This is a genomic window from Oleidesulfovibrio vietnamensis, from assembly GCF_055388115.1.
Window position 1 is genome coordinate 443,174 of sequence record NZ_AP042419.1, and the last position, 23,356, is coordinate 466,529.

General features: G+C 59.9%; 23 protein-coding genes. 18 read left to right on the forward strand and 5 right to left on the reverse strand.

Going from position 1 to position 23,356, the window contains the following annotated elements:
* Positions 1-705: 705 nt before the first annotated feature.
* Both hflX and ACZ5D1_RS01925 read right to left on the reverse strand, forming a co-directional pair.
* Complete coding sequence (hflX, locus tag ACZ5D1_RS01920) at positions 706-2,178, reverse strand: GTPase HflX (protein ID WP_011366513.1); 1,473 nt, start codon at positions 2,176-2,178, stop codon at positions 706-708.
* Positions 2,179-2,363: 185 nt separating this feature from the next.
* Positions 2,364-2,963: an IMP cyclohydrolase gene (locus ACZ5D1_RS01925; protein WP_011366514.1), complete on the reverse strand. Its 600-nt coding sequence runs from the start codon at positions 2,961-2,963 to the stop codon at positions 2,364-2,366.
* A gap of 229 nt (positions 2,964-3,192) precedes the next feature.
* Here ACZ5D1_RS01925 and fliR point away from each other — a divergent pair, with 229 nt between their 5' ends.
* The 14 genes from fliR to ACZ5D1_RS01995 all read left to right on the forward strand — a co-directional run bounded on the left by fliR (position 3,193) and on the right by ACZ5D1_RS01995 (position 15,934).
* Positions 3,193-3,978 (forward strand): flagellar biosynthetic protein FliR, encoded by a 786-nt coding sequence (gene fliR / locus ACZ5D1_RS01930; RefSeq protein ID WP_011366515.1) that lies wholly within the window; start codon positions 3,193-3,195, stop codon positions 3,976-3,978.
* Positions 3,979-3,990: 12 nt separating this feature from the next.
* A complete protein-coding gene (gene flhB, locus ACZ5D1_RS01935; RefSeq protein WP_464555729.1) occupies positions 3,991-5,064 on the forward strand; it encodes a flagellar biosynthesis protein FlhB in 1,074 nt (357 codons plus the stop codon).
* 21 nt (positions 5,065-5,085) lie between these two features.
* Positions 5,086-7,197 (forward strand): flagellar biosynthesis protein FlhA, encoded by a 2,112-nt coding sequence (gene flhA / locus ACZ5D1_RS01940; protein ID WP_027181675.1) that lies wholly within the window; start codon positions 5,086-5,088, stop codon positions 7,195-7,197.
* Positions 7,197-8,285 (forward strand): flagellar biosynthesis protein FlhF, encoded by a 1,089-nt coding sequence (locus tag ACZ5D1_RS01945; RefSeq protein WP_464555731.1) that lies wholly within the window; start codon positions 7,197-7,199, stop codon positions 8,283-8,285. The genes flhA and ACZ5D1_RS01945 overlap by 1 nt, the downstream gene beginning before the upstream one ends.
* A gap of 64 nt (positions 8,286-8,349) precedes the next feature.
* Positions 8,350-9,162: a MinD/ParA family protein gene (locus ACZ5D1_RS01950; protein ID WP_027181677.1), complete on the forward strand. Its 813-nt coding sequence runs from the start codon at positions 8,350-8,352 to the stop codon at positions 9,160-9,162.
* Positions 9,119-9,916: a FliA/WhiG family RNA polymerase sigma factor gene (locus ACZ5D1_RS01955; protein ID WP_011366520.1), complete on the forward strand. Its 798-nt coding sequence runs from the start codon at positions 9,119-9,121 to the stop codon at positions 9,914-9,916. Before ACZ5D1_RS01950 ends, ACZ5D1_RS01955 begins: the two co-directional genes overlap by 44 nt.
* 18 nt (positions 9,917-9,934) lie before the next feature.
* Complete coding sequence (locus tag ACZ5D1_RS01960; protein WP_011366521.1) at positions 9,935-10,315, forward strand: chemotaxis response regulator CheY; 381 nt, start codon at positions 9,935-9,937, stop codon at positions 10,313-10,315.
* Between the two features lie 50 nt (positions 10,316-10,365).
* Positions 10,366-11,118 (forward strand): flagellar basal body-associated FliL family protein, encoded by a 753-nt coding sequence (locus ACZ5D1_RS01965; RefSeq protein WP_464555733.1) that lies wholly within the window; start codon positions 10,366-10,368, stop codon positions 11,116-11,118.
* Position 11,119: 1 nt separating this feature from the next.
* Positions 11,120-11,446 carry a hypothetical protein gene (locus ACZ5D1_RS01970; protein WP_011366523.1) on the forward strand — a complete coding sequence of 109 codons (327 nt, stop codon included), beginning with the start codon at positions 11,120-11,122 and terminating at the stop codon, positions 11,444-11,446.
* A 100-nt stretch (positions 11,447-11,546) separates the two neighbouring features.
* Positions 11,547-11,969 carry a hypothetical protein gene (locus ACZ5D1_RS01975; protein ID WP_011366524.1) on the forward strand — a complete coding sequence of 141 codons (423 nt, stop codon included), beginning with the start codon at positions 11,547-11,549 and terminating at the stop codon, positions 11,967-11,969.
* Between the two features lie 100 nt (positions 11,970-12,069).
* A complete protein-coding gene (locus tag ACZ5D1_RS01980) occupies positions 12,070-12,951 on the forward strand; it encodes a hypothetical protein (RefSeq protein ID WP_464555734.1) in 882 nt (293 codons plus the stop codon).
* A gap of 17 nt (positions 12,952-12,968) precedes the next feature.
* On the forward strand, positions 12,969-14,099 hold the full coding sequence (locus ACZ5D1_RS01985; RefSeq protein WP_027181679.1) for a tRNA dihydrouridine synthase: 1,131 nt from the start codon (positions 12,969-12,971) through the stop codon (positions 14,097-14,099).
* Positions 14,090-14,935 carry a 4-hydroxy-3-methylbut-2-enyl diphosphate reductase gene (ispH, locus tag ACZ5D1_RS01990; protein WP_027181680.1) on the forward strand — a complete coding sequence of 282 codons (846 nt, stop codon included), beginning with the start codon at positions 14,090-14,092 and terminating at the stop codon, positions 14,933-14,935. Before ACZ5D1_RS01985 ends, ispH begins: the two co-directional genes overlap by 10 nt.
* Before the next feature lie 42 nt (positions 14,936-14,977).
* On the forward strand, positions 14,978-15,934 hold the full coding sequence (locus tag ACZ5D1_RS01995) for a chemotaxis protein (RefSeq protein ID WP_011366528.1): 957 nt from the start codon (positions 14,978-14,980) through the stop codon (positions 15,932-15,934).
* Positions 15,935-16,013: 79 nt separating this feature from the next.
* On the opposite strand, the gene ACZ5D1_RS02000 is transcribed toward ACZ5D1_RS01995, so the two are convergent.
* From ACZ5D1_RS02000 to ACZ5D1_RS02010, 3 genes are all read right to left on the reverse strand, one after another.
* Complete coding sequence (locus ACZ5D1_RS02000) at positions 16,014-16,370, reverse strand: hypothetical protein (RefSeq protein ID WP_011366529.1); 357 nt, start codon at positions 16,368-16,370, stop codon at positions 16,014-16,016.
* A 205-nt stretch (positions 16,371-16,575) separates the two neighbouring features.
* Complete coding sequence (locus tag ACZ5D1_RS02005; RefSeq protein WP_011366530.1) at positions 16,576-17,304, reverse strand: tetratricopeptide repeat protein; 729 nt, start codon at positions 17,302-17,304, stop codon at positions 16,576-16,578.
* 130 nt (positions 17,305-17,434) lie between these two features.
* A complete protein-coding gene (locus ACZ5D1_RS02010; RefSeq protein ID WP_464555736.1) occupies positions 17,435-18,604 on the reverse strand; it encodes a glycosyltransferase in 1,170 nt (389 codons plus the stop codon).
* Between the two features lie 137 nt (positions 18,605-18,741).
* On the opposite strand from ACZ5D1_RS02010, the gene ACZ5D1_RS02015 reads away from it, so the two are divergent.
* The 4 genes from ACZ5D1_RS02015 (at position 18,742) to ilvN (ending at position 23,258) form a co-directional block, all read left to right on the forward strand.
* Entirely contained in the window at positions 18,742-19,545 is an 804-nt protein-coding gene (locus ACZ5D1_RS02015; protein WP_211232559.1) for a transporter substrate-binding domain-containing protein, read from the forward strand.
* A gap of 62 nt (positions 19,546-19,607) precedes the next feature.
* Complete coding sequence (locus ACZ5D1_RS02020) at positions 19,608-20,441, forward strand: amino acid ABC transporter permease (protein ID WP_011366533.1); 834 nt, start codon at positions 19,608-19,610, stop codon at positions 20,439-20,441.
* Positions 20,442-21,100: 659 nt separating this feature from the next.
* The gene (gene ilvB, locus ACZ5D1_RS02025) at positions 21,101-22,918 is read left to right on the forward strand and encodes an acetolactate synthase large subunit (protein WP_081701793.1); all 1,818 of its coding nucleotides are present in this window, start codon (positions 21,101-21,103) and stop codon (positions 22,916-22,918) included.
* A complete protein-coding gene (gene ilvN, locus ACZ5D1_RS02030; RefSeq protein ID WP_273194993.1) occupies positions 22,893-23,258 on the forward strand; it encodes an acetolactate synthase small subunit in 366 nt (121 codons plus the stop codon). The genes ilvB and ilvN overlap by 26 nt, the downstream gene beginning before the upstream one ends.
* The last annotated feature ends 98 nt before the right edge of the window (positions 23,259-23,356 follow it).

Below are 23,356 nucleotides of genomic sequence, written 5' to 3' on the forward strand. Positions count from 1 at the left end.
CATTGTGCAGGTGTGAAAAAGCGGGACAGAGCGTGAAAACGCGAAAAACGGAGCGGTTAAGGAGTCAGACCGGAAGTATCAAAAAGAAGAAGCGTGTGCGTTCCGATGACCGGAAGGCCCTGACATTTCAATGCTGTTCAGGGGGTTTGCACACGCTTCGTATACTGACTTGCGTCGTTGGTTTCCATTATGGGCAACTCACTTTGCCGTTATGTGTTTGCATCTCTTCCAGAAGCACCCTCCCGTTGCAGTTGGGCAAGTCCGGGTTCCAGCCTGGTTTGTGCGTCGGGCCGTACAACGGCGTGGTTCTGATGCAGCGCCTTGTGCATCGACGAACCTGAAGGCACGGTTCAATACACTGGCAACTCAATTTGCCGTTTGTATATTGCAAAAGGTCTTATTCCTGTGCGCGGCCATAACCACTGCCGCGGATCCGGATGCCTTTGGTAGTACTTTATGACAGTGTTGTTACTGTGTCCATAGGGTATTTGCAGTTGTAACGATGTGTTTTTACAGTATGGTTTTTTAACGTGCTGTAAAAAAAGAATAAAAATGTGAAAATAAAATAGTGCAGCGCCAGCGGCGTGTTAGCTCCGCTTGCGGGGGCCTGCGGCCTGTGCGGAATAGGCCGCAGCGTGTTCTGCCGTGCAGGCCCCGGCTTACGGTTGTGTGCGGCGGTGAATACGCGGAGGCTTCAGGGGCCGGCTACAGCATCCGCTCCCAGTCTATGCGTCTGATGATTTCTGCGGTGAGGTCATCAAGGCCAAGCCGTGTTCTGGCGGAAACGCGGATGGCGGCAGGGTACAGGGCGGCAAGGGCCAGACGGGTTTCATCGTCCAGCGTTTCCCATTTGTTGAGCACCAGAAGCCGCGGAATATCCTGCAGTTCCAGCTCGTCCAGAATCTCTTCCACCGCGCGCAGCTGCATTTCCAGCTCGGGGTGTCCGGCATCGGCCACATGCAGCAGCAGATCAGCGGCTTCCAGTTCTTCAAGAGTGGCCCGGAATGCCTCTTTGAGTTCCTTGGGCAGCGAGCGGATGAAACCCACCGTGTCGGTGACGATGAGTTCGCGTTCCTGCGGAAAGCGCAGTCTGCGGGTGGTGGTGTCCAGCGTGGCAAACAGCTTGTCTTCGGCCAGCACGTCTGCATTGGTCAGAGTGTTGAGCAGCGTTGATTTGCCCGCGTTGGTGTACCCCACCAGCGATGCCACAGGCACACGCGCCTTGGCTCTGCGGCCGCGGGTGAAACCGCGCTGGGTGCGCAGAGCTTTGAGGTCCTGCTTGATGCGGGCTATGCGTTCGCGCACCTTGCGGCGGTCGGTTTCCAGTTTGGTTTCACCGGGGCCGCGGCCGCCAATGCCGCCTGCCAGCCTGTCCATGGCGCGGTTTTTTCCGGTCAGGCGGGGCTGTGTGTATTGCAGCTGGGCCAGTTCCACCTGCAGTTTGCCCGCACGCGTGGAAGCGCGCTGGGCGAAAATATCCAGAATAAGCTGGGTGCGGTCTATAACCTTGCGTTCGGTGATATCGGCAAGGTTGTGCAGCTGCGCGGGCGACAGTTCTCCGTCAAAAAGGATGACTCCGGCGTTTGCCGTAAGCGCAAGCACTTCAAGTTCGGCCAGTTTGCCCTTGCCCAGAATGAATTTGTAGTTGAGCTGCCGTACGCGCTGCACCATGGTGCCCGCCACGGTCAGCCCGGCGGTATCGGCCAGTTCGGCCAGTTCGGCCAGCGACGATTCCTGCACGGAACGCGGGTCGGGAGAAACACTCACCAGCACTGCCCTGCCGGATTCGCTGCCGGTTTCGCGGGCATCGGCGGTGATGCGCGAAAGTTCTTCTTCCAGCGCCTGCGCCTGTGCGGTGAAATCTGTTATTACCCTGTCCCACCCCTGCGGGTCGTGCACCATGTAGGGCTGTGTGCCGCCGGGCAGCAGATGCGCATGCTGAAAGCTGGCCGGCCCGCCGTGCTGGTCCACGGTGAGCACGCCCACGTCGTCAAGACGCAGAAACAGCATGTCCATGAGGTCTTCCTGCGAAAGCAGGGAGTCAGTCAGGTGGGTGTGCAGCAGCCTGAGCCCCCGCAGCCTGCCCGCGCCCGTTCGGGCGCGGGGAAGCTCGGGAATATAGATGGAGCCCGTATCGCCCACAATAACCAGAGAAACCCTGCCCTGTCTGTCGAGCATCAGCCCTATCTGACGGCCTATGCTGCGGCTCAGGGCGGCCAGTTCTCTTGCCTGTTCCGTGGTGTAGCCGCCCTCGGCAGGGTAGCGGCGTGTGTACAGACGCGAAAGCGCCTTGACCTGACTGGGCTTCAGCCCCTGAGTATTGCCGAGAACCTTGGTTGCTATGGCGGGTCTCCGTCCGGCGTTTAAGCCGTTTTGCTGCCCAGATAATCGGCAATCATGCCGTCATAGGCGGAAGTGGCGCGGAATGTTTTGACAGCCATGGCCTGACGCATGGCAAGTCCCACCCGCATGTCGTTGTCGCGCATTTCCTGCATGGCTGCCTGATAATCGGCAGGGTCGGGCAGTACAAGCATGGAATGGAAGTTTTTGGCGGTGGCGCGCAGCATGCACGGCCCGCCGATGTCCACTTCCTCCACGGCACCGCGCAGGTCAAGACCGCGGGCGGCGGCATCCGCAAAGTTGTACAGGTTGACACAGATGAGGTCGAACGTGCGGATTCCCAGCTCCTTGAGAGTGGCAAGGTGTTCGGGGTTGTCCTTGTCGGCCAGAATGCCGCCGTGGATGTGCGGGTGCAGGGTCTTGACGCGGCCGCCCATTATTTCAGGAAAACCGGTGACCTTGCTCACAGGGGTGACGTCCAGTCCCGCTTCGGTCAGCGTCCGCTGGGTGCCGCCGGTGGAAACCAGTTCCACGCCGTTCTGTGTGAGAAACGTGGCAAATTCCACAAGCCCGCTTTTGTCGGTCACGCTCAGCAGCGCTCGCCGTATGGGCAGAAAATCCATATCGCCTCCGTATTCGGTTTTTTGAGGCAGTGCCAGAAACATCGGCCCTTGGCAACAGTATCCGCACCTGACGGCAGGGGCAACGTGTTTGTGCCGGTGCCGTCGAAAGGCTGACACGGCCTTGCCCTGCCGCCTTTGCCAAAAGGCCGTACGCGGCATTTACCGGCCTTGCGCGGGCTTTTGCGTCCGGCTGCGGTGCGATGGTCTGTTTTTTGCTTTTTGAGACGGCATGGATCTCTTCAATTTTGATGAAGCCTCTTTCCTCAGCTTTCTGCTTACCCTCATGCGCATCAGCCTTGTGGTTTTTCTGCTGCCGGTATTCGGGGGCAATTCGGCACCCCGGCTGGTAAAAGGTGCGCTGTGCATGGTGCTTACGCTGGCGCTGTGGCCGCATCTTTCCTTTTCCGGAAGCCTGTTGCCGGGGCATCCGTTCGGCATTGCGCTTATGCTTGCGGGTGAAATCATCATGGGCATCATGCTGGGGCTGCTGGTGCGTTTTTTCTTTGCGGGTATCCAGACCGGCGGCGAACTGCTCGGGTTTCAGATGGGGTTTACCATGGTCAGTGTGGCAGACCCTCTTTCGGGGCAGAGCACCAGCATCAGTTCACATTTCATGTATATGGTCAGTCTGCTTATTTTTCTGGTGCTTGACGGGCATCTGGTGATGCTCAAAGGCCTTACGGACAGCTTTGCGCTGGTGCCGCCCGGTCAGCTGGTTTTCAGACACGCCTCGCTGCACAACATGCTGACGCTGGCGGGGGGCATGTTTGTCATGGCCGTGCATATTGCCGCGCCGGTCATGGCCGCGTTGTTTCTGGTGGAACTGGCGCTGGCACTCATGGGGCGCGCGGCACCGCAGATGAACCTGCTGATGATCGGGTTTCCGCTGAAGATCGGAGTGGGGTTTCTGTTCATGGGGCTGCTGTTCACGATCATGCGGCATCAGGTTCAGGATTTCATTCTGGGGCTGGGCCCGCAGATGACCAACATGCTCAAACTGATCAGCCCGCTGTAGGAGCCGGACACCATGCCGCAGCAAGACCCGAGCAGAACAGAACAAGCCACCCCGAAACGCAGGCGTAAAGCGCGGGGTGAAGGTAATGTGCCCAAATCGCAGGAGGTGCCCAACACCTTTGTGACCATGGCGGGCACCATAGCGCTGTATGTGTACATGGACCATATCGCCAGCGAGATGATGGGGCTGTACGAACATTTTTTCCGCAATGCCGTGATGTTCGAGGCAACACCGCAGGCCGTTTATGATCTGCTGCTCTGGATTTCGGGCAAGCTGGCGCTCATGCTGCTGCCCATCATGCTGTTTCTCGCGCTTGTGGCGTATGTGGTCATCCGTCTGCAGGTGGGCAAACTGTGGGCGCCCAAAGTTTTCAAACCAAAATTTGCGCGGTTCAACCTTATCAAGGGGTTGAAACGTCTTTTCATATCGCCGCAGACACTGATCCGGCTGGGCAAAAGCATACTGATGGCTGCGGTCATCGGTATTGCGCCGTACATTGTCATCCGCAACGAGATGCATCACTTTCTGCCGCTGTTTTACGCCACACCCACCGCCATAGGGGTGTACATGCTGGAAATGGGCATGAAAATGGTCAAGTACGCCATGCTGCCCATGCTGGTTATAGCCATCGCCGACCTGTGGTACACCAGGTGGGATTATGAAGAAAATCTGAAAATGACCAAGGATGAGGTGAAGGACGAACGCAAGCAGGCCGAAGGCGACCCCGCGGTGAAAGCGCAGCAGCGTCAGAAGATGATGGAGGTCATGGCCCAGCGCATGCTGGAGAATGTGCCCAAAGCGGACGTTGTGGTGACCAACCCCACGCACTATGCCGTGGCGCTGCGCTACGATGCCGTGGAAGCTCCTGCGCCTGTGGTGCTGGCAAAAGGGGTGGATCATCTGGCCGAGCGCATCAAGGAAGTGGCCCGCGAGCACCGGGTGCCCATCCGGGAGAACGTGCCGCTGGCACGGGCCTTGTATAGGCAGGTGGAGGTGGGGGACATGATCCCTGAGGAACTCTATCAGGCAGTGGCTTCGCTGCTGGCTTCACTGATGAAATTCAAGGCCCGCCCGCAGGGGCGGTAAACGGAACGGAGCGTCAAAACAATGGCGGATGTAGGAACAGCACCCAGAATAGATTACGAGCGCTTCTCCAAGCACGGCGATGTCCTGCTCGCCGGCGGCGTGGTGGTGATTCTGTTCGTCATGCTCATTCCCATGCCCACCATTGTCATGGACATCATGCTGTCGCTCAGCATTTCGCTGGCGCTGCTGGTGCTTGTGACTTCCATGTTCATGCTTTCCCCGCTTGAATTTTCCATTTTTCCTTCGCTTCTGCTGGTTACCACGCTGCTGCGTCTTGCTCTTAACGTGGCAAGTACCCGTCTTATTCTGCTGCACGGTGACGAAGGCACAGATGCGGCCGGTTCCGTTATCCAGTCCTTCGGCGAATTTGTTGTCGGCGGCAGTTATATCATCGGTATCGTGATTTTTCTTATTCTGTTCATTCTGAACAAAATGGTTATCACCAGCGGTACCACGCGTATCGCGGAAGTGGCGGCACGTTTTACCCTTGATGCCATGCCCGGCAAGCAGATGGCCATCGAAGCCGACCTGAACGCCGGACTCATAGACGAGACGGAAGCCACGCGGCGGCGTGAGAATATCCGCAAGGAGGCTGATTTCTACGGCGCCATGGACGGTGCCGGCAAGTTTGTTCAGGGCGATGTGAGCGCGGGCATGTTCATCACCATGGTGAACATCATCGGGGGTATTCTCATCGGCGTGCTGCAGAAGGACATGACATGGCAGGACGCCATGACCGTGTACACGCTGCTGACCATCGGTGACGGTCTGGTCTCCACCATTCCCTCCATCATCATTTCCACCTCTGCGGGTATCATTGTTTCGCGTGCCGCTTCCGAAGCCAAAATGGGCGAGGAATTCATAGGCCAGCTGACGTTCAACTCCCGCGCGCTCAAACTGGTTTCCGGCGTGCTGCTTGTTTTTGCGCTGGTACCGGGCATGCCGTTCATCCCGTTTGTCATTTTTGCTTCGCTGCTGTTTTTTATCTCCAGAGTGGTGGGCGGTGCCAGCGACGATGTGGCCGAGCGCAGCGGTGCTGCGGGCAAGGCCGGTGTCAAGGGCGGCGCCCCCGGCGGTGCGCTGGACAGCCCGGAAGAGGTGCAGGCTCTGCTGCCGCTGGACGTGCTGGAACTGGAAGTGGGCTACGGACTTATTCCGCTTGTGGACGAGGAACAGGACGGCAACCTGCTCTCGCGCATCCGCTCCATCCGCCGGCAGTTCGCTCTGGATATGGGGGTTGTCATCCCCTCGCTGCACCTGCGCGACAACCTGCAGCTCAAGCCCGGTCAGTACACGCTGCTTATCAAGGGCAACGAGGTTGCCTCGGCAGAGATTCTCATCGACCATTATCTGGCCATGGACCCGGGCGACGCGCGGCACCGCATCAAGGGTATCGAAACGCGCGAACCGGCATTCAATCTGCCTGCGCTGTGGATTCCCGAGTCGCAGAAGGAAGAGGCCATGCTGGCCGGTTACACCGTGGTGGACCCCGCAACCGTCATTGCCACGCACCTGACCGAAGTGTTCCGGCGCAATCTCGGTTCGTTCCTCGGCCGTCAGGAAGTGCAGAACCTGCTGGACAACCTTGCCAAACATTCGCCCAAGGCGGTGGAAGAACTGGTGCCGGGCATCCTGTCGCTGGGTGTGGTGCAGAAAGTGCTGCAGAATCTGCTGCGCGAAAACGTATCCATACGCGATCTGCTCAGCATTGTGGAAGCGCTGGCAGACTACGGCCCGGGCGTAAAGGACGCCGATACGCTGACGGAATACGTGCGCGAACGGCTTGCGCGGACCATCGTGAAGCCCTACATGGACAGCCAGGGGCAGCTGCCCATCGTGACACTGGACCCCGGCGTGGAGAAAACTTTGCAGGAGGCCATCCGTCATACCGACGGGGGGGCGTATCTGGCCATGGACCCCGGCAGGGCGCATCAGCTCATCCAGCGGGTGAATGCCGCCGTGGAAGGAGCCGTGGGTACCGACGGGCAGCCTGTGCTGCTGTCGTCTCCGGTGGTGCGGCCGCATCTGGCGCAGCTGCTCCAGAGGTTTCTGCCCACAGTTCCTGTTATTTCGCAGGCGGAAATTCCTGCTGACATACGGCTGACCGCCGTGGCAAACGTGGTGCTTGACTGATGCAGGTGAGAACATTCAAAGGCCCCAGCGCCAAAACAGTGCTGGATATGATCAAGGCGGAGATCGGCCCCGAGGCGGTCATTCTGTCGTCACGCGACTGTTCCGGTGACGGGGTCACATGGTGCGAAATGACCGTGGGGGTGGAGCGTGAAGCCACAGCCGCACCCCGCATGGGCCGGGACGAACCCGCAGCCGGTGATCATACGCCTCCGGCCGGATGGGATGAGTGGCACAGGGAATGGGACGAGATAAAAGGGCACATCATGGCGTTGATGAAGCCCGCCCTGCGCCTTGACGAGCTTGCCCCCCGCCAGCGGGTGGCGCTGGAATATCTGGAACGCGAAGGCGTTGAGGATAATGTGATTCTGGCCCTGTACAGAAGGCTGCGCGGTGCGCCCTCGCTGTCTGTACTTGAGCCGCTGTCCGCCGTGGTGCCGGTGAAAGGCTGGGGCGGGGCGGACTGGCCGCAGAAAATGCAGATAGTATGCGGGCCTTCCGGCGTGGGTAAAACCAGTGCCGTGGTGCGCATGGCGCTGGCACTCCGGCGGCAGAATGCGGGGGTGCGCATCTGTGTGCTGAATGCGGACAGCCAGCGCGGCAGCGGCCGCATGGTGCTGCGCCATTATGCCGAACTGTGCGGCATGGGTTATCATGAAATTTCCGGCCCGGCAGACGCCGCTGCCTTGCTGGGTGAACTGGACGGATACGACAAGATTCTTGTGGATACTCCTGTTCCCGGACGCGGCGCAACGCTGCGCAGTCTGCTGGAAGAGACCGGTCTGGATGTGCTGGAGCAACAGGTGCCCGCAGCGGTGCAGCTGGTGATGTCGCCGCTGTACGGCGATGCCCAGATAAGTTTCTTTCTGCGGCAGTACGCGTGCGGACTGCCGTGCGGCCTTGTCTGGACGAAGCTGGACGAAGCCTGTAACTTCGGAGCGCTGATAAATGTTCCGGCGGCTTCGGGCCTGCCGGTGACGGCGCTTTCATTCGGTTCCGGCCTGAAGAATTCTCTGGCGTCCGCGCGCGGAACCATGATCTGGCGGCTGGTGTTTAAAAAACAGCTGCCGGGCGATGTGGCCGCACGCTGACGGCATTTTTCTGTAACGCTGATTTTTTGTGGCAGGCGAACGTGAACCTGTTGGAGCATAGCTGATGAGTGCTGAACTACCTCTGGTTTTTTCCGTCACCTCCGGCAAGGGCGGGGTGGGTAAAACCAATATGTCTGTGAACATAGCCTGCTGCCTGAGCCGCATGGGCAAGCGCGTGGTCCTGCTGGATGCCGACCTCGGGCTGGCCAACGTGGACGTGGTGCTGGGGCTTGCGCCGCCCAGAAACCTGTTTCACCTGTTTCACGAAGGGGCGGATCTGGGCAGCATTCTGTGCGAGACGCCTTACGGGTTCCGCATTCTGCCGGCTTCGTCGGGCGTGGGCGAAATGCTTTCGCTTTCCACCGGTCAAAAGCTTGACCTGCTGGAGGCCATGGACGTTCTTGAAGATTCTGTTGATTATCTGCTAGTGGACACTGGAGCAGGTATCAACGATAATGTACTGTATTTCAATATCGCCGCGCAGGAACGCATTGTCGTGCTGACGCCGGAGCCCACATCGCTGACCGATGCCTATGCGCTTATCAAGGTGATGAAGCTCAATCACGGCGTGGAACATTTCAAGGTGCTGGTGAACATGGCGGGCGACATGAAGGCCGCGCGCGAGGTTTTTTCCCGGCTGTACAAGGCCTGCGATCATTTTCTCAGCGGTGTGTCGCTGGATCTGCTGGGGTATGTGCCCCGCGACAGAACCGTGCGGCGGGCAGTGGTGGAGCAGACGCCGTTCTGCGTCCTCGACAGCCGGAGTCCGGCGAGTCTTGCCGTGCAGAAAGTGGCTGAAACAGTGCAAACATGGGACGTATCGGCGAGCTTAGATGGCAATATCAAGTTCTTCTGGAAAAAGCTCCTCTTCAGGTAATCAGCCCTGGGAACGGCTGGAGTCCGGTGCCACCGCGTGGCCCGACTTCACCCCCGCGGAACAGGAACAGGTGGTCAGGCACTATGCGCCCAAGATCAAGTTTCTGGCTTTGCGGCTCAAGGGCAAACTGCCGAAGAGTGTCGAACTGAACGAGCTGATCAGTGCCGGAACGCTGGGGCTTATGGAAGCCTTCGGCAAATTCCAGCCCAAGCTCGGCATCAAGTTTGACACCTATGCCGAAAACCGCATTCGCGGGGCCATGCTTGACGAGCTGCGCAGGCTGGACTGGTTTCCGCGAAGTCTGCGGCAGCGCGTGCGGCTGCTGGAAGACACTATAAACCGTCTGGAGCACGAAAAAGGGCGGCGTCCTTCGGAAGAAGAACTGCAGAAGGCCACGGGGCTTGAGGAAAAAGACCTGCGTAGTGGCCTGGAAGCATTGCAGAATCATCTTTGTATCAGTCTTGATGCCATTCAGGAGACCTTTGCCGCAGACGGCAGAGACCATCTTGAGGGCGAGCCCTTCCATTCTACAGCCACACAAGAGCTGATCGAGCGCATAGCTTCGCTTATAGATCAATTGACACCAAGGGAAAAGCTGGTATTGTCGCTATATTATAGTGATGAACTGAACATGCGGGAAACTGCCGAAGTAATGGGTGTTACCGAAGGCAGAGTGTCGCAGCTTCATTCTCAGGCTCTCAACCGGCTCCGCAAACAGTTTCATGAACAGTTTGGAACTCAGGGCGCCGTTTAATACCAAGGAGATACGAGCATGCCTTATGATCCGAATATGCGTGTGCTGGTGGTAGACGATTTTTCGACCATGCGCAGAATCATCAAAAACATCCTGCGTCAGCTCGGGTTCAACAACGTGGTGGAAGCCGATGACGGAACAACCGCATGGGATGTTCTGAACAAAGATAAAATCGATTTCATCATCTCCGACTGGAATATGCCGCAGATGACCGGCATCGACCTGCTGCGCAAAGTCCGCTCCAGTGAAGAATTCGCTGACCTGCCTTTTCTTATGGTAACGGCAGAAGCACAGCAGGAAAACATCATCGAGGCTGTTCAGGCCAAGGTTTCCAACTATATCGTCAAGCCGTTCACTGCGGAAACCATGAAGCAGAAAATCGACAAGATTTTCCCGTAAGGCCCCGCCTGCCGGACGGCGGAACGGACATGGGGTAGAGGGCGCGATGCATGTTGCTGATGTTAGACGACGACCCTTTGGGCGGCGAGGCCGGCGACAGCACCCAGCTTGACACCGAAGAGCTGCAGCCTGTGGATGCGTCTGCGGGCGGTGACGAAAAGGTTGAACTTGACCTTGAGGATGCTCCTTTTCTGGAAGAAGAAGAGGAGCCGGTGGAAGAGCCCCCTTCCGATGACGGCGGTGACGGTTCGCTGGATATCGACGCGGACGGCGGCGGAAAAAGAAAAAGCGGATTCAGCGCTGCTGCGCTGCTGCGCGACAGGCGTGTGCAGATAGGCGGCGGTGCCGTCTTGCTTCTGCTCGTCGGGCTGCTTATCTTTCTGTTATGGCCATCGGGCGAACCGCCCGCAGAAAAGCAGGCGCAGCCCGTGGTCAAAAAAAAGATTGTCCGCAAGGCGGGTGAGCTGCCCCCCCCGAAAGAAGAAGAACCTGCAAAGCCGGAGTATGTGGTTGCGTGGGAGCCTTTCTGGGTTGAACAGGCAGACCAGCAGGGAAATATCCGTTTTCTGGTCTGCAAGTTTGCCGCCGTTACCGAAAGCGAAAGGCTTTCGTGGGAAATCGGCACAAAGAAAGTCGTTCTGCGCGATGCAATCTTTTATTACCTGCGCAACAAATCGCTTCTGTTCCTGACGGAAAAAAACAACGTGGAAACGCTGAAAAGCGATCTGCTTGCCGTAATCAACCAGTATCTGGACAATGGTCAGCTTCAGGACTTGCTTATAGAAAACTATCTGGTGAAATAATATGTCGTTGCAAAGCAGCCTTCCGGTGCTGCTCGTCCAGATGGGACATGTGCAGAAGATAACGCACAACGAGCAGGCACATCCGGAAACGCAGCAGGCCGTTGCACAGCAGTCGGTTGCGGAAACGCTCAAGCGCGGCCAGAGCCAGGTGGAAAAAACGCAGAAGTCCGGTAAAGGCAGGATCGAACCGGATGGCGGCGGCAAAAGCGGCAATCAGGCCGCGGCAGAACAGCAGGAGCGGCAGGAGACTGCTTCCGGCGAACAGTCACCGGAGCAGGAGCAGAAGAAAAGCCCCTGGACAGGAAACATTGTCAACGTGAAGGTCTGATACGGCCCGCCACTGCGGCGCGTTTCACAAACGCGGCGGCCAGAGGCGGGCGTTGTTGTTCCGTGCACCCTGAAGTCTGATTTTTCCGGAAAGCTTTGTCATGCAGTTATCACTTCTGGCGCTTGTTCTTGTCACCGTGGCGGAAATTCTTCTCCTCGGCCTGCTGGTGATCTTTTTTTTCCGTCTGCGCCGCTCGGAAAACGTGCTCAGCCAGCTGCAGGCCAACCATGAAAAACTGCTGGCCCGTCTGCATTTTAATGCCGAGCTTGAACAGGAGCTTGTGGAGTCGTTTGCACAGCGTCAGGAAGAGCTGCGTCAGCTGGATATCAGGCTGGAACAGCGGGCGGCCGACCTGCGCAGACTGATGGAGCAGGCCGAAGGCATAAGCCGCAGTCCGCAGTTTCTGCGTGAGATAATTATGAACGGCAGGCGCAAGGGGCGTACTGTGGATCAGCTGGCCCGTTCCACGGGGCTTTCCGCAGACGAGGTGGAGCTGATTCTGGGCAACGGTTCCGCGGGGTGATCAGGCGGTGATGATGCAGTTTTTGCAGCGGCGCAAGCCGCTTTTTTTTACCGGCACGATGCTGCGCCCGCCGCGCGGCTGATGACGCGGAGAGAAGCGCATGGTGCGTATCGGACAATACGGAGGCCGCGGGGGTAGTGGCGGCGCCGGCGCGCGCGGAGGCAGAGCCGCTGTCTTCCGTCAGGGGCGTCGTGTGGGTGACCGGCTGTGCGGGACGGTTGTTTCCGCCGCGGACGGCGGCCATGCCTGGGTCGAGGTGGACGGACAGCGCCTGCTGGCGCGTCTGGAAGTGGCGGCCGCGCCGGGCGATACCCTGGAATTTGTCATAACCAGCCTGCATCCTGAAATAGTGCTGCGCACGATACAGGGCCGGGCCGGAGGACAGGGCGGCGGGGCAGGCGACAGCGAGCTGGCGGCACGGTACAGGGCGGCGCGTGATGCGTTCTGGCTGCGCTTGCGCGAAACGGAAACGGCTGATACGCAGCCCTGCGCGCAGAAGGATTCCCGCGATCTGTTCCGTGACAGGCTGTGCCGGTTTCCGGAACTGGCGCTGGCTTTTATGGAGGCGGTCCACGCACTGGGCGCTGTCCGTGCTTTGCCCGTCATGCGGCAGGGCGCGCTGTGGTTGGCGCCGTGGCGGCTGCCCCGTGCTGATGCGGTGGAAATTTTTGTGTACGGAACACAGGCGCCTTCTGCTGCCATGACCAGAATGCTGGCCGCTTTCAGACCGGCGGGTTTTTCTTCCGGTGCGGGGCAGGTACTGGCGGACGTGCGCGCCGGTGGCGGGCTTGTTTCGTTTAAACTGTATGCGGAGCATCCGTCCGTGCTGGGTCATGTGGATATGGTGGCGCTTACGGGCGGATTTGCCGCCGAAGCCCGTTGCATCGGGGTGGAACGCCTGACATTTTTTCCGGGGGACGTCCCCGCTTTTCTGATGCAGGGCGGCAATGCGGGCTATACTGCCCCGCGGGGCCGCATCTGATATTTTGTGGAATGAACATGATGAAGGTTTCCCGCGAGTCTTGTTTTGATGCGGCATCAGTGGTGCCCGGCGTGCCGTCCGGTTTTGCACAGCCCGTGGTTTCTGACGGGCTGACGGTGCTGCCCGCCGGCGGTGATGCCCCGTGGCTTGCCCCGCTTGCCGGATTCACCGATCTGGCGTTTCGCCTGCTGTGCCGTGAATTCGGCGCGCGTGTTGTCTGTTCCGAGATGGTCAGCGCCAAGGGGCTGGTATACCGGAGTCCGGGTACGCATGCTCTGCTGGAAACCTGTCCGCAGGACGCACCCATGGTGCTGCAGCTGTTCGGCAACGAGGTGCCCATCATGGATGCGGCCATGCGCGAACTGGTGGACAAGGGATACCGCTGGTTTGACCTCAACATGGGCTGCTCTGTGCGCAAGGTGGTCAAAACCGGCTGCGGCGCGGGTATGCTGCGCGATGTGCCCAATGCTGTCCGCGTGGCCCGTGCCATGACGGCCGTGGCGGGGGCGGGCCGTGTGGGGTTCAAGTTCCGGCTGGGCTGGGAACAGGGGGCACAGGTCTGCATGGACCTTGCCCGCAGGCTGGAGGACGCCGGAGCTGGCTGGCTTACCCTGCATCCGCGGTTTGCCCGGCAGGGATTCAGCGGGACGGCGGACTGGGATGCGCTGGCGCGTCTCAAGGAGCATGTGACTATTCCCGTCATTGCCAGCGGCGACCTGTTTACCGCCGGAGATGCTGTGCGCTGCATGCGTGCCAGCGGGGTGGACGGAGTCATGTTTGCCCGCGGGGCACTGGCCAATCCTGCCGTGTTCGAAGATTTTTCCGCCATGATGTCCGGCGGTGAGCAGCCGCAGCCCGACCCTGAAAGGACTGTGCGCATCATACGTCGGCATGTGGCGCTGGCAAGGGCGCTGTGCGCCGACAAAACAGCGCTGTTCAAAATGCGGACTTTTGTGCCCCGCTATGTACGGCAGTTTCCCGGAGCGCGTGCGCTGCGCAACCATCTGGCCTCGTGCCTGACATGGGAAGGGCTGGACCATCTGCTGGATACTTTTTTTGAGCGGTGGCGGGCGCAGGGCGCGCCCATGCTGGATGACGGTGCATGCCGTGTTCAGACCGCCCCCGCGGGAGACGATCAATGCATGTAAAACGTGCGGCCACTGCCGGTTTTTGCATGGGCGTGGGACTTGCCCTGAAAAAACTGGACAGGGAACTTGATAATAACGCGAAAGATATAGCCACGCTCGGCCCTATCATTCATAATCCACAGGTGCTCAGACGCTACGAGCAAAAGGGCGTGCGCTGTTATACCGACCCTGCGGAAGCCCGTTCCGGGCAGCGGGTCGTCATACGGGCGCACGGTATTCCCGAAGAAACGGAAAGAGCGCTTGCCGCGGCGGGGGTCGATCTGGTGGACGCCACCTGTCCCAAGGTCAAGCGTGCGCAGCTGGGCATAGCAAGACAGCGGGAAAAAGGCCGTACGCTGTTGTTGTTCGGCGAGCATGACCATCCTGAAGTTCAGGGACTGCTGAGCTACGCCGGAGAGGGCGCCGTGGTTTTCGGTTCGCTGGAGGAACTGCAGAACGGTCCGCTGGAAGATGACCGGCATTATTTTCTGGCAGCCCAGACCACGCAGGATAAACATGCCTTTACAAGTGTGATAGAATGGGTGCGCCGCCGTTTCGGCGACCATGTGCCCGTGCTGGACACCATCTGCGATGCCACCCGCGAACGGCAGGACGAAGCCATAGCCATTGCGCGCAGTGTGGATGTGATGGTGGTGGTGGGCGGATTTGCCAGCGGTAACACGCGGCGGCTGGCCGAGGTGGCACAGGCTCAGGGTGTGCCCACATACCATGTGGAAACGCCGGACCAGTTGCCTCTGGACGCCATACGCGGGTATGGTGCGGCCGGACTTACTGCCGGGGCTTCCACACCCAAGAGTATTATTGACGAGACCCAGAAATTGTTGGAGTCTTTGTAAAAGGGCTGACAGCCCCGCTGCTGATTTCATCCGGAGGAAACCATGTCGCAGACAAATATCCTGCTTGAGGCGGGCACCAATGAACTGGAAATCGTCGAATTCTATCTGGATGAAGTGACGAACAATCCGGATGAGCCGCCTTACAGGGGGTATTACGGTGTAAACGTTGCCAAAGTGCTGGAAATAATCCGTATGCCCAAGGTGACGGAAATGCCCGAGGTGCAGCATCGTTCGGTGCTGGGGGCATTCAACCTGCGTAACCAGATCATTCCGCTGGTGGACCTGAGCATGTGGCTGGGTAAACAGCGTGCGGGAGAAGAACCCCCCAAGGTTGTGGTGACGGAATTCAATAATGTCACCACGGCATTTCAGGTTTCAGGGGTGAACCGCATTCACCGCATCAGCTGGGAAGAGGTGGAACCGCCCAACAGGTATGTGGCCAGCCTGTCCAACAATTCCATTACCGGCGTGGTCAAGATGGAAGGGCGCATCATCTTCATTCTTGATCTTGAGCGTATTGTGGCCAGCATGAACCCCGATCTTGCCCTGAAGCTTGATGAAGCCGTGGACTGGGAGGCGAACACCGGCTACAGAGCCCTCATCGCCGATGATTCCGGTCTGATCCGCGAGATGCTCAAGGACCTGCTGCAAAAAGCTAAATTTGAGGTGGAGGCCGTGAACAACGGCCGCGAGGCATGGGACCGGCTGGTGGAACTGAAAGCAAAAGGCGAAGAAGAGGGCCGTCCTGTCACCGACTATGTGCAGGTGCTTGTCACCGACATTGAAATGCCCAGCATGGACGGACACAATCTGTGCAAACGCGTGAAGGATGACCCCGCGCTGCGCATGCTGCCTGTTATTCTGTTCTCATCGCTGATTACAGACAAGCTGCGGCACAAGGGCACTTCGGTGGGGGCCGACGACCAGATTTCCAAGCCTGAGGTGACACACCTCGCCCGCCGTGCACAGGCACTTATCGAGGCCATCGGCACGGAATAACAATTCGGAACATTGTCTTTCACACGCCCCCGCAGTTGCTTCCGGCAGCCGCGGGGGTGTTTTTTATGCATATGGCGGGCTAGCGTTGCCGCACGTTCTGCCGCCACGGGTTCTGGGGGGCGCAGCAGCCTTCGCCCATGCGCAGATTGTCGCGGAACCTCCGGCCGCGCACCGCATCGGCCGCCAGCCGGCACAGGTACCGGTTCCGGCTTTTGCTCCAGCAAAGTTCGGGGCAGCGGTCTGTGTAGCCGTGCAGGTAAACGGATTCATCACAGGGATGATCAAGACAGCACCACCCGCAGCCGTTGCAGGGAGTGCAGGCGCGGGTGGAAACGGCGGGCGCCGGTGCCGCGAATTCATGAAATGCCGCCGGACGCGGCTGGCAGGAGTCGAATTCTGCCGGTGCGGTGCCATGCTGGCAGGAAAAATGTGGCATGATGCCCTCGGGTGTTTTTGCATCCGTACCGGAAAATCGTCTGCGGCGTGGCTCGCGGGGGGCCGGGCTCGGGCGGCTGTTGCAGGCAGTCAGTGACGGTCAGCGGCGGTTGCGTGGCATGGATATCCGCAGCCTGACAGCTGAAGCCGCAGGTGGCAAGCGGCAGATGAAAAAAACCGCCCGGAGGCGGTTATCCTGACGGGGGTCAGCCCCGCAGAGCAGGAATCCGTTCCAGTTTTTGCAGGAACACGGCTGCGGGCCGGAAACCGGGGTTGGTGCTGACAGCTTTTTGCAGCACCGCCTGGCATTCTTTGTATCGCTTCATATCAAACAGTGTGCGGGCGATGTTGAAGTCGAGATGTTCGTCTTCGCCGTGAAATTTGCGCAGCACCATGTAACAGTCCAGCGCATTCTGCGGTTCGCCGCCTTTACGCAGCGAAACAGCCACCTTGTTCAGCAGCATGCGCAGCTTTTCATTCAGCCCCGCGCCGTTCTGCACCAGATACTCCACCACGGTTTCCGCTTTCGGGCGTTGCCCTGTGGCCAGATAGGCGGGAATAAGCGGCAGATAGGCACGCATGTTTTCGGCTTTGTTTTGCGGATAGCCCGTGGCTGCGCCCTGAAGGGCCACTGTGGGCATGGCATCGCGTTGGTACAGGGCCGGTTCCGGCCAGTACTGGGCAAGAAAGCGCATGCGCTCCACGCGCTTGGCAAGTTTGAGCGCCGGGTCTGCCGGAAGGCCGTTGAACAGCGGAGTCACTTCCACGGCTCCGCCGTCAAGTGTACGCGCAGCCCACAGAATAGCTCGCGGCGATGCGGCGGCGGCGCCGTTCTGCGTGTTTTTGTTGCCTGCACTGGAAAAAAAGCCTGCGGGCCGGATGCTCCCTGTCAGCTGCCTGACAAGGGCCTCTGTGGTATTCTCGGACGGTTCCATGTGAGTATGTCTCGGGTTCGTAAAACTGAAATGCGCTGCCTGTGTGCAGCGCGGGTGAAAGACTCTTCTAGGCCTACGAAGGCGGGTTCGTCAATGCGGCGCGGAAGGCGCGGCAGGGGAGGAAAACGGGCTAAACGGCAAAGCTGCCGGTGCAGGATGGCCGCCCTGTACTTGCGGAAAGTGCGGCATCGCGGGCGCGTTCGCATGCCTGCCGGAAACGCTGTGCATACAGGCTCAGGCAGCGTTCTGCCATATGTCTGTGCGTGAACCCGCACAGCACATGCATCCGGCAGTCATAGGGGTTTATGCTGTCCATGTGCCGCAGCTGCACGCGGGCGTCGTCCATGCAGCGGAAAAAAAATCCCGTCACCCCGTGGCTGCATACTTCGGGCAATGCGCCGGTGGCCGTGCACAGCACAGGAGTGCCGGAAACCAGCGCCTCAAGAACGGCCATGCCGGTCCAGTCGGGGGTGAGCGCAGGGTGAATCAGCGCTTTGGCTCCCGCCAGCAGTTGTGCATACTCTGCGTGTGTCAGACTGCCGGCAAAGCTGACGTGCGCGTTGCCGGCAGTGTTGGCAAACTGCTCTGCGGGAGCTGCAACCACCAGCGGCAGTCCTGCTGCGCGGGCCAGACCGGCGGCCAGCAGAAAACTGTGCTGCGGCAAAAGGCAGTCCTGCATGTGCTCCTGTGCCGTCTGCCCCGTGCCGCGGGTACCGGCATAGAGCAGGTACCCGTCATTATCCGCCCTGAAAAAGTACTGCTGCGGATCAATGCCGCAGTGTACCACGGCCCCTGCAGGATGGTTGCAAAAACGGCCCAGCGCGGCGCTGGCGTATACCGGTTCGCTTTGTGCCGCGGGGTGCGTGGTGCAGGACATGACGTGGTGCAGACAGATGCTGCCCTGCACCGGTGCAAAGGGTTGCAGTGCGTGTATCACATCGGCGCCGTCCGGCAGACGCAGCATGTCTTCTGCCTGCTGTGGCGGCAGGAAGCGGGTGCTTTCGGAGAGTACGCAGGAGCAGGCCTCTCCGGCGGGCTTTGCGGCAGGTTGTTCTGGTGCAGGCGTTGCGGCGGCCTGTGTGTCGGGCGGGCACGGACATGCGCCGGGGTCTGCTCTGCGGGGCGGTTCTGCGGAGGGTTGGTGCAGCACCCCCTGACTGTCATACAGCGCCACGGCATGACCCATCTGCCGCAAGGCATCAGCCAGCGCGGGCATGGGGCCCGTACAGGGGGCGGTATGCGGCGGGCAGCCCGCGGCATTGTCAAGCAGGGCGATGCGCATGACCGACGATAGCAGCATTCATGCGGCCGTGCATAGTATAACGCCGCGGCGTGTATCCTGCGGTATGGCTTTGACATGCATGGCGGCACGGCATTGACAAGCATGGCGGCGCCCGCATACTTCATCAGACCATCAACGCGCAGGAGGACGCTTGTATGCAGACAGCCATCCGGAAGCTGAAGACTGTTCTGGTGCTGCTGTGCGCCGTGCTGACGGGGACAGCCGGCGTATGTGCGGCACAGGGGCTGCCCGATCTCGCAGGGCGCACGGTGCATGCCGTGACCGGCAACGACTACCGGCCGCTCAATTTCATCGATCCGCAGACCGGCAACGGCATCGGGTTTGAGTATGATGCGGTGAATGAAATATGCCGTCGCCTCAACTGTACGGTGCAGTGGCACGTCACATCCTGGGATACCATGATTTCCGCCGTGCGCGGCGGACAGTACGACGTGGGCATGGACGGCATAACCATCAATGATGAACGCCGAAAGCAGGTTGAGTTCACCGAACCCTACCTGACCAGTGAGCAGTTTATGCTGGTGCGCGCCGACGAGCAGCGTTTTGCCGATGCGCAGACCTTCCGCGCCGACGAGCGGTTGCTCATCGGCTCGCAGCCGGGCACCACCAATTTTTATGTGGCCGTGTACGATGTGCTGGACGGCGACGAGGCCAACCCCCGTATCAAGCTTTTTGAAACCTTCGGACCGGCCGTGCAGGCCCTCATCCACGGCGATGTGGATATGGTGCTGATGGATGCCTCGTCCACACGCGGCTACATAGGCGCACGCCCCGGCAAGCTCAAGGTTGTGGGTGGTCCGCTTGGTTCGGAGCAGTTCGGCTTTATCATGACGCCGGGCTCGGATCTTGTGGAACCGTTCAACGCCGCCATAGGCAGCATGAAGAAGGACGGCACGCTGGACGCTCTGAGCCGGCGGTGGTTTTACGAATACAGGTAACGCAACGTGCAGCGGCCGGTTCTGCCCGGGCAAAGCCGTTCCGCTGTATCCGTAAGAGAACGATGTCATCATCCCGTACTGCCGCAGGCCGCCGCGGGGGCCTGTTTGAACGCCTGCCTCTGTGGCTGCTGGCCGCCTTGTTCATTGCCGTGCTGATATGCTGGAACATGGCCGCCGATGCAGACTACACCGCTATTTTCGTGACGGTCCGCAAAGGCGTGGCCGTTACCCTTTATGTATCATTCATCGCATATGCGCTGTCTCTGCTGGCAGGGCTGGTGCTCGGGCTGTGGCGCGTTTCGCGCTGCAGGCTGCTGCGCGAGGCGGCCACGTTTTATATTGAAATAGTGCGCGGCATCCCCATGCTGGTCATTCTGTACTACATTGCCTTTGTGGGTGCCCCCGGTCTGGTGGATGCACTCAACTGGCTGCTTTCGCCGCTGATTGAAGCCGGTCTGACCGCCCGCATCAGTGTGCGCTCGCTGGATTTTACATGGCGGGCCATCCTGGCGCTTACGGTGGGGTATTCTGCATTTATTGCCGAAATAGTGCGCGCAGGTGTTGAGTCTGTGGCCGCAGGGCAGATGGAAGCGGCGCGTTCTCTGGGACTGAGCCGCTGGCAGGCCATGCGCAAGGTAGTTCTGCCGCAGGCGCTGCGCAATGTGCTGCCGCCTCTGGCTAATGACTTTGTGGCCATGCTCAAGGATTCGGCTCTGGTTTCGGCTCTGGGCGTTCAGGATATCACGCAGCTGGGCAAGGTGTATTCCGCATCCACATTCATGTTTTTTGAAACGTACAATGTTGTGGCTTTTTTGTATCTGGTGATGACCATTGGTCTTTCGCTGTGCATCAGGGGGCTGGAACGGCGGCGGGGCTGCGGGCCTGTAAGGTTGTAGATGCGCAGACCCGCGGTGCGGCAATGCCCCCCGCGGTGCGGTGGCTGAGTGTGCAGACACCCGCACCGCGCGGCGGGCAGTGGGACGGCAGGGCATATCCGCCACCCGCGTATGGCGGGCCTTCCCGGCGGACAGCAGCGGCGTTGGCCGTGGCATGCCGTTACGGCTGCCGGCAGAACGCTCTTCCGGTATTTCTGCGGCAGCGGCCCGGCCGCGGCACGGTACGGGCGCGGCATGTCGGATAACGTATCTGCGGCGGGGCGTCATCTGCATTCCGGCAGGTGATGAAAGGGTGCTGTACAGTCTTTCACAGACTGTATGCGGCTCCAAATAACCTGTTGACGAAAACGTCAAGCCGGGATTAGGGTTTTTCAGCTTCACTGCTCCGTGAACGCGGCAACGCGAAAAAAAGAGATTACGAATGACTTACGGTTACGCTGACAACGCTGCTTCTTCCCAGACCCTACTGGGTCTCTGCGCCGTTGTTTCCGTCGTCGTCTCTGTCGTAGTCGTCGTCGTTCGCGTCGTTATAAGCGCGCCGTAGCGGAGGAGCACATACACAGTATTCAGTCCAACCCCCGCCGGCGCAAGCCGGCGGGGGTTGTCTTGTTGCAGCCGGTCGCCGGAAGCCGCCCGGGGAAAGCGAAGGAGGAGTCTCCATGAGCCGTTCCCGATCACGCGACCATGCCGCCGAAGCGCGGCCGTCTGCCGGAAAGGCTGCCATGCACGGCAGCAAAACGCAGTGTCCGGCGCCGGAAAAACAGCAGCCTGCCGCCCGGCCGGAGCGCATGACAGGTGCAGCAGCCGTTGTGCGGATGCTTGAGCGACAGGGGGTGCGGCATGTGGCCGGCATTCCGGGCGGTGCCAGCCTGCCGCTGTACGATGCACTGGCAGCACGCGGCAGCATCCGGCACATTCTCACCCGTCATGAACAGGCTGCCGGCTTCATTGCGCAGGGCATGGCCCGTGCCACAGGTGTTCCTGCCGTATGTCTTGCCACTTCCGGTCCCGGCGCCACCAATATCCTTACCGCACTGGCCGATGCCAAGCTTGATTCGGTTCCGGTTGTCTGCATCACGGGGCAGGTACCCACCACACTCATAGGTACCGATGCCTTTCAGGAGGTGGATACCTATGGCATGAGCATTCCTGTGACCAAACATAATTTTCTGGTCCGCACGGCGCAGGAACTGCTCACGGTCATTCCCGAAGCATTCCGCATTGCGGCTTCCGGCCGTCCGGGGCCGGTGCTTGTGGATATTCCGCGTGATGTGCAGCTGGCCACGCTGGAGATAGACAGCTGGCCCGGACCGGGGCTGCCCGATGCTCCCCTGATGCCGGATATGGAAGACGTGGTGGGTGCCGCCGCCATGATAGACGAGGCGGAGCGTCCGCTGATGTATCTGGGCGGCGGGGTCATCAGTTCCGGTGCCGCACCGGCGGCAAGGCGCATAGCCGAAAAGGCGGGCATACCGGTGGCCATGACGCTTATGGGACTCGGGGCCGTTCCTTCGGAGCATCCTCTTTCACTCGGCATGCTGGGCATGCACGCCGCGCGCTGCACCAACATGGCTATGGAAGAGTGCGACCTGCTTATTGTGGCGGGTGCCCGTTTTGACGACAGGGCCACAGGGCGTGTGGACAGCTTCTGCCCGCGGGCGCGGGTGATTCATATCGACATCGATGCAAGCGAACTGGATAAAATCCGCTCTGCCCATCTGGGTATTCAGGGCGATGTGCGGGCAACTCTGGAGGCGCTGGAGCCGCTGGTTGCCCCGTGCGCCCGCGAAAACTGGCTGCACCGCGTGGAAGAGCTGCGCAACGGCTGGGGACTGGATTTGCCGCGCACCGACGACCCCGTAAGTCCTTACGGCATGATTTTACGGACGGCGGAAATAGTGGGTCCGGAAGCCGTGGTGACCACCGATGTGGGCCAGCATCAGATGCGCACGGCACAGGCATATCCTTTCAGCAGACCCCGGCAGTGGCTTACCTCCGGCGGGCTGGGCACCATGGGGTTCGGTCTGCCCGCCGCCATCGGGGCCGCGCTTGCCTGTCCGGAAAGAACGGTGGTCTGCTTCACGGGTGACGGCAGCCTGCAGATGAATATTCAGGAACTGGCCACCGCCGTGGAGCAGCGCTGCAACATCAAAATAATTCTTGCCAATAACAACGCTCTGGGACTGGTGCAGCAGTTGCAGAACCTGTTTTTCGAGCGGCGGGTTTTCGCCACGGATTATTCGGTACAGGTTGATTTTGTGCGTATTGCGGAAGGATTCGGCATGCCTGCCGTTGATCTGGGCGCCAGCCGTGATCCGCTGGGCATGCTGGAGGCCGCACTGACCACGGCGGGGCCTTGTCTTGTGAACATTCCCGTGGCGGTTTCGGAAAGTGTTTTTCCCATGGTGCCCCCCGGCGCCGCCAACACAGAAATGATAGAAGGAGACGGCCATGACCGTACAGAAGCAGCAGCCTGACAGCGCCGCGGGGCTTATTGCCCTGCGCCTTACCGTGCGTAACCACCCCGGTGTCATGTCGCATGTGTGCGGTCTTTTTGCCCGCCGCGCGTTCAACGTGGAAGGCATTCTGTGCACGCCGGTGGACGATGGTTCCATAAGCCGCATATGGCTGCTGGTACACGATGATGCCCGTCTGGAGCAGATGATCAGGCAGGCGGCCAAACTGCAGGACGTGAGCGAAGTGCGTCCTTTTCCGGCTGACGGAGCTGCTTTTGCCCGTCTGGAATCCTGTGTTGCCGCGTGGGAAACCGGTGATGCGGTGTATGAGCGGCCTGCGGTTTCTGAACCGGTTTCGTGACGCTGTGCGGCCGGATGCCGTTGCGGGGTGCATGACAGAAAAAGGGCCGGAATATTCCGGCCCTTTCTGTGTCTGTGCGTCTGAGACTGCCTGCAACG

Coding starts and splice junctions, on each gene's coding strand:
- hflX (WP_011366513.1), bottom strand. CDS start 2,178: ATGCTCGACAGACAGGGCAGGGTTTCTCTGGTTATTGTGGGCGATACG.
- ACZ5D1_RS01925 (WP_011366514.1), bottom strand. CDS start 2,963: ATGGATTTTCTGCCCATACGGCGAGCGCTGCTGAGCGTGACCGACAAA.
- fliR (WP_011366515.1), top strand. CDS start 3,193: ATGGATCTCTTCAATTTTGATGAAGCCTCTTTCCTCAGCTTTCTGCTT.
- flhB (WP_464555729.1), top strand. CDS start 3,991: ATGCCGCAGCAAGACCCGAGCAGAACAGAACAAGCCACCCCGAAACGC.
- flhA (WP_027181675.1), top strand. CDS start 5,086: ATGGCGGATGTAGGAACAGCACCCAGAATAGATTACGAGCGCTTCTCC.
- ACZ5D1_RS01945 (WP_464555731.1), top strand. CDS start 7,197: ATGCAGGTGAGAACATTCAAAGGCCCCAGCGCCAAAACAGTGCTGGAT.
- ACZ5D1_RS01950 (WP_027181677.1), top strand. CDS start 8,350: ATGAGTGCTGAACTACCTCTGGTTTTTTCCGTCACCTCCGGCAAGGGC.
- ACZ5D1_RS01955 (WP_011366520.1), top strand. CDS start 9,119: ATGGCAATATCAAGTTCTTCTGGAAAAAGCTCCTCTTCAGGTAATCAG.
- ACZ5D1_RS01960 (WP_011366521.1), top strand. CDS start 9,935: ATGCCTTATGATCCGAATATGCGTGTGCTGGTGGTAGACGATTTTTCG.
- ACZ5D1_RS01965 (WP_464555733.1), top strand. CDS start 10,366: ATGTTGCTGATGTTAGACGACGACCCTTTGGGCGGCGAGGCCGGCGAC.
- ACZ5D1_RS01970 (WP_011366523.1), top strand. CDS start 11,120: ATGTCGTTGCAAAGCAGCCTTCCGGTGCTGCTCGTCCAGATGGGACAT.
- ACZ5D1_RS01975 (WP_011366524.1), top strand. CDS start 11,547: ATGCAGTTATCACTTCTGGCGCTTGTTCTTGTCACCGTGGCGGAAATT.
- ACZ5D1_RS01980 (WP_464555734.1), top strand. CDS start 12,070: ATGGTGCGTATCGGACAATACGGAGGCCGCGGGGGTAGTGGCGGCGCC.
- ACZ5D1_RS01985 (WP_027181679.1), top strand. CDS start 12,969: ATGATGAAGGTTTCCCGCGAGTCTTGTTTTGATGCGGCATCAGTGGTG.
- ispH (WP_027181680.1), top strand. CDS start 14,090: ATGCATGTAAAACGTGCGGCCACTGCCGGTTTTTGCATGGGCGTGGGA.
- ACZ5D1_RS01995 (WP_011366528.1), top strand. CDS start 14,978: ATGTCGCAGACAAATATCCTGCTTGAGGCGGGCACCAATGAACTGGAA.
- ACZ5D1_RS02000 (WP_011366529.1), bottom strand. CDS start 16,370: ATGCCACATTTTTCCTGCCAGCATGGCACCGCACCGGCAGAATTCGAC.
- ACZ5D1_RS02005 (WP_011366530.1), bottom strand. CDS start 17,304: ATGGAACCGTCCGAGAATACCACAGAGGCCCTTGTCAGGCAGCTGACA.
- ACZ5D1_RS02010 (WP_464555736.1), bottom strand. CDS start 18,604: ATGCTGCTATCGTCGGTCATGCGCATCGCCCTGCTTGACAATGCCGCG.
- ACZ5D1_RS02015 (WP_211232559.1), top strand. CDS start 18,742: ATGCAGACAGCCATCCGGAAGCTGAAGACTGTTCTGGTGCTGCTGTGC.
- ACZ5D1_RS02020 (WP_011366533.1), top strand. CDS start 19,608: ATGTCATCATCCCGTACTGCCGCAGGCCGCCGCGGGGGCCTGTTTGAA.
- ilvB (WP_081701793.1), top strand. CDS start 21,101: ATGAGCCGTTCCCGATCACGCGACCATGCCGCCGAAGCGCGGCCGTCT.
- ilvN (WP_273194993.1), top strand. CDS start 22,893: ATGACCGTACAGAAGCAGCAGCCTGACAGCGCCGCGGGGCTTATTGCC.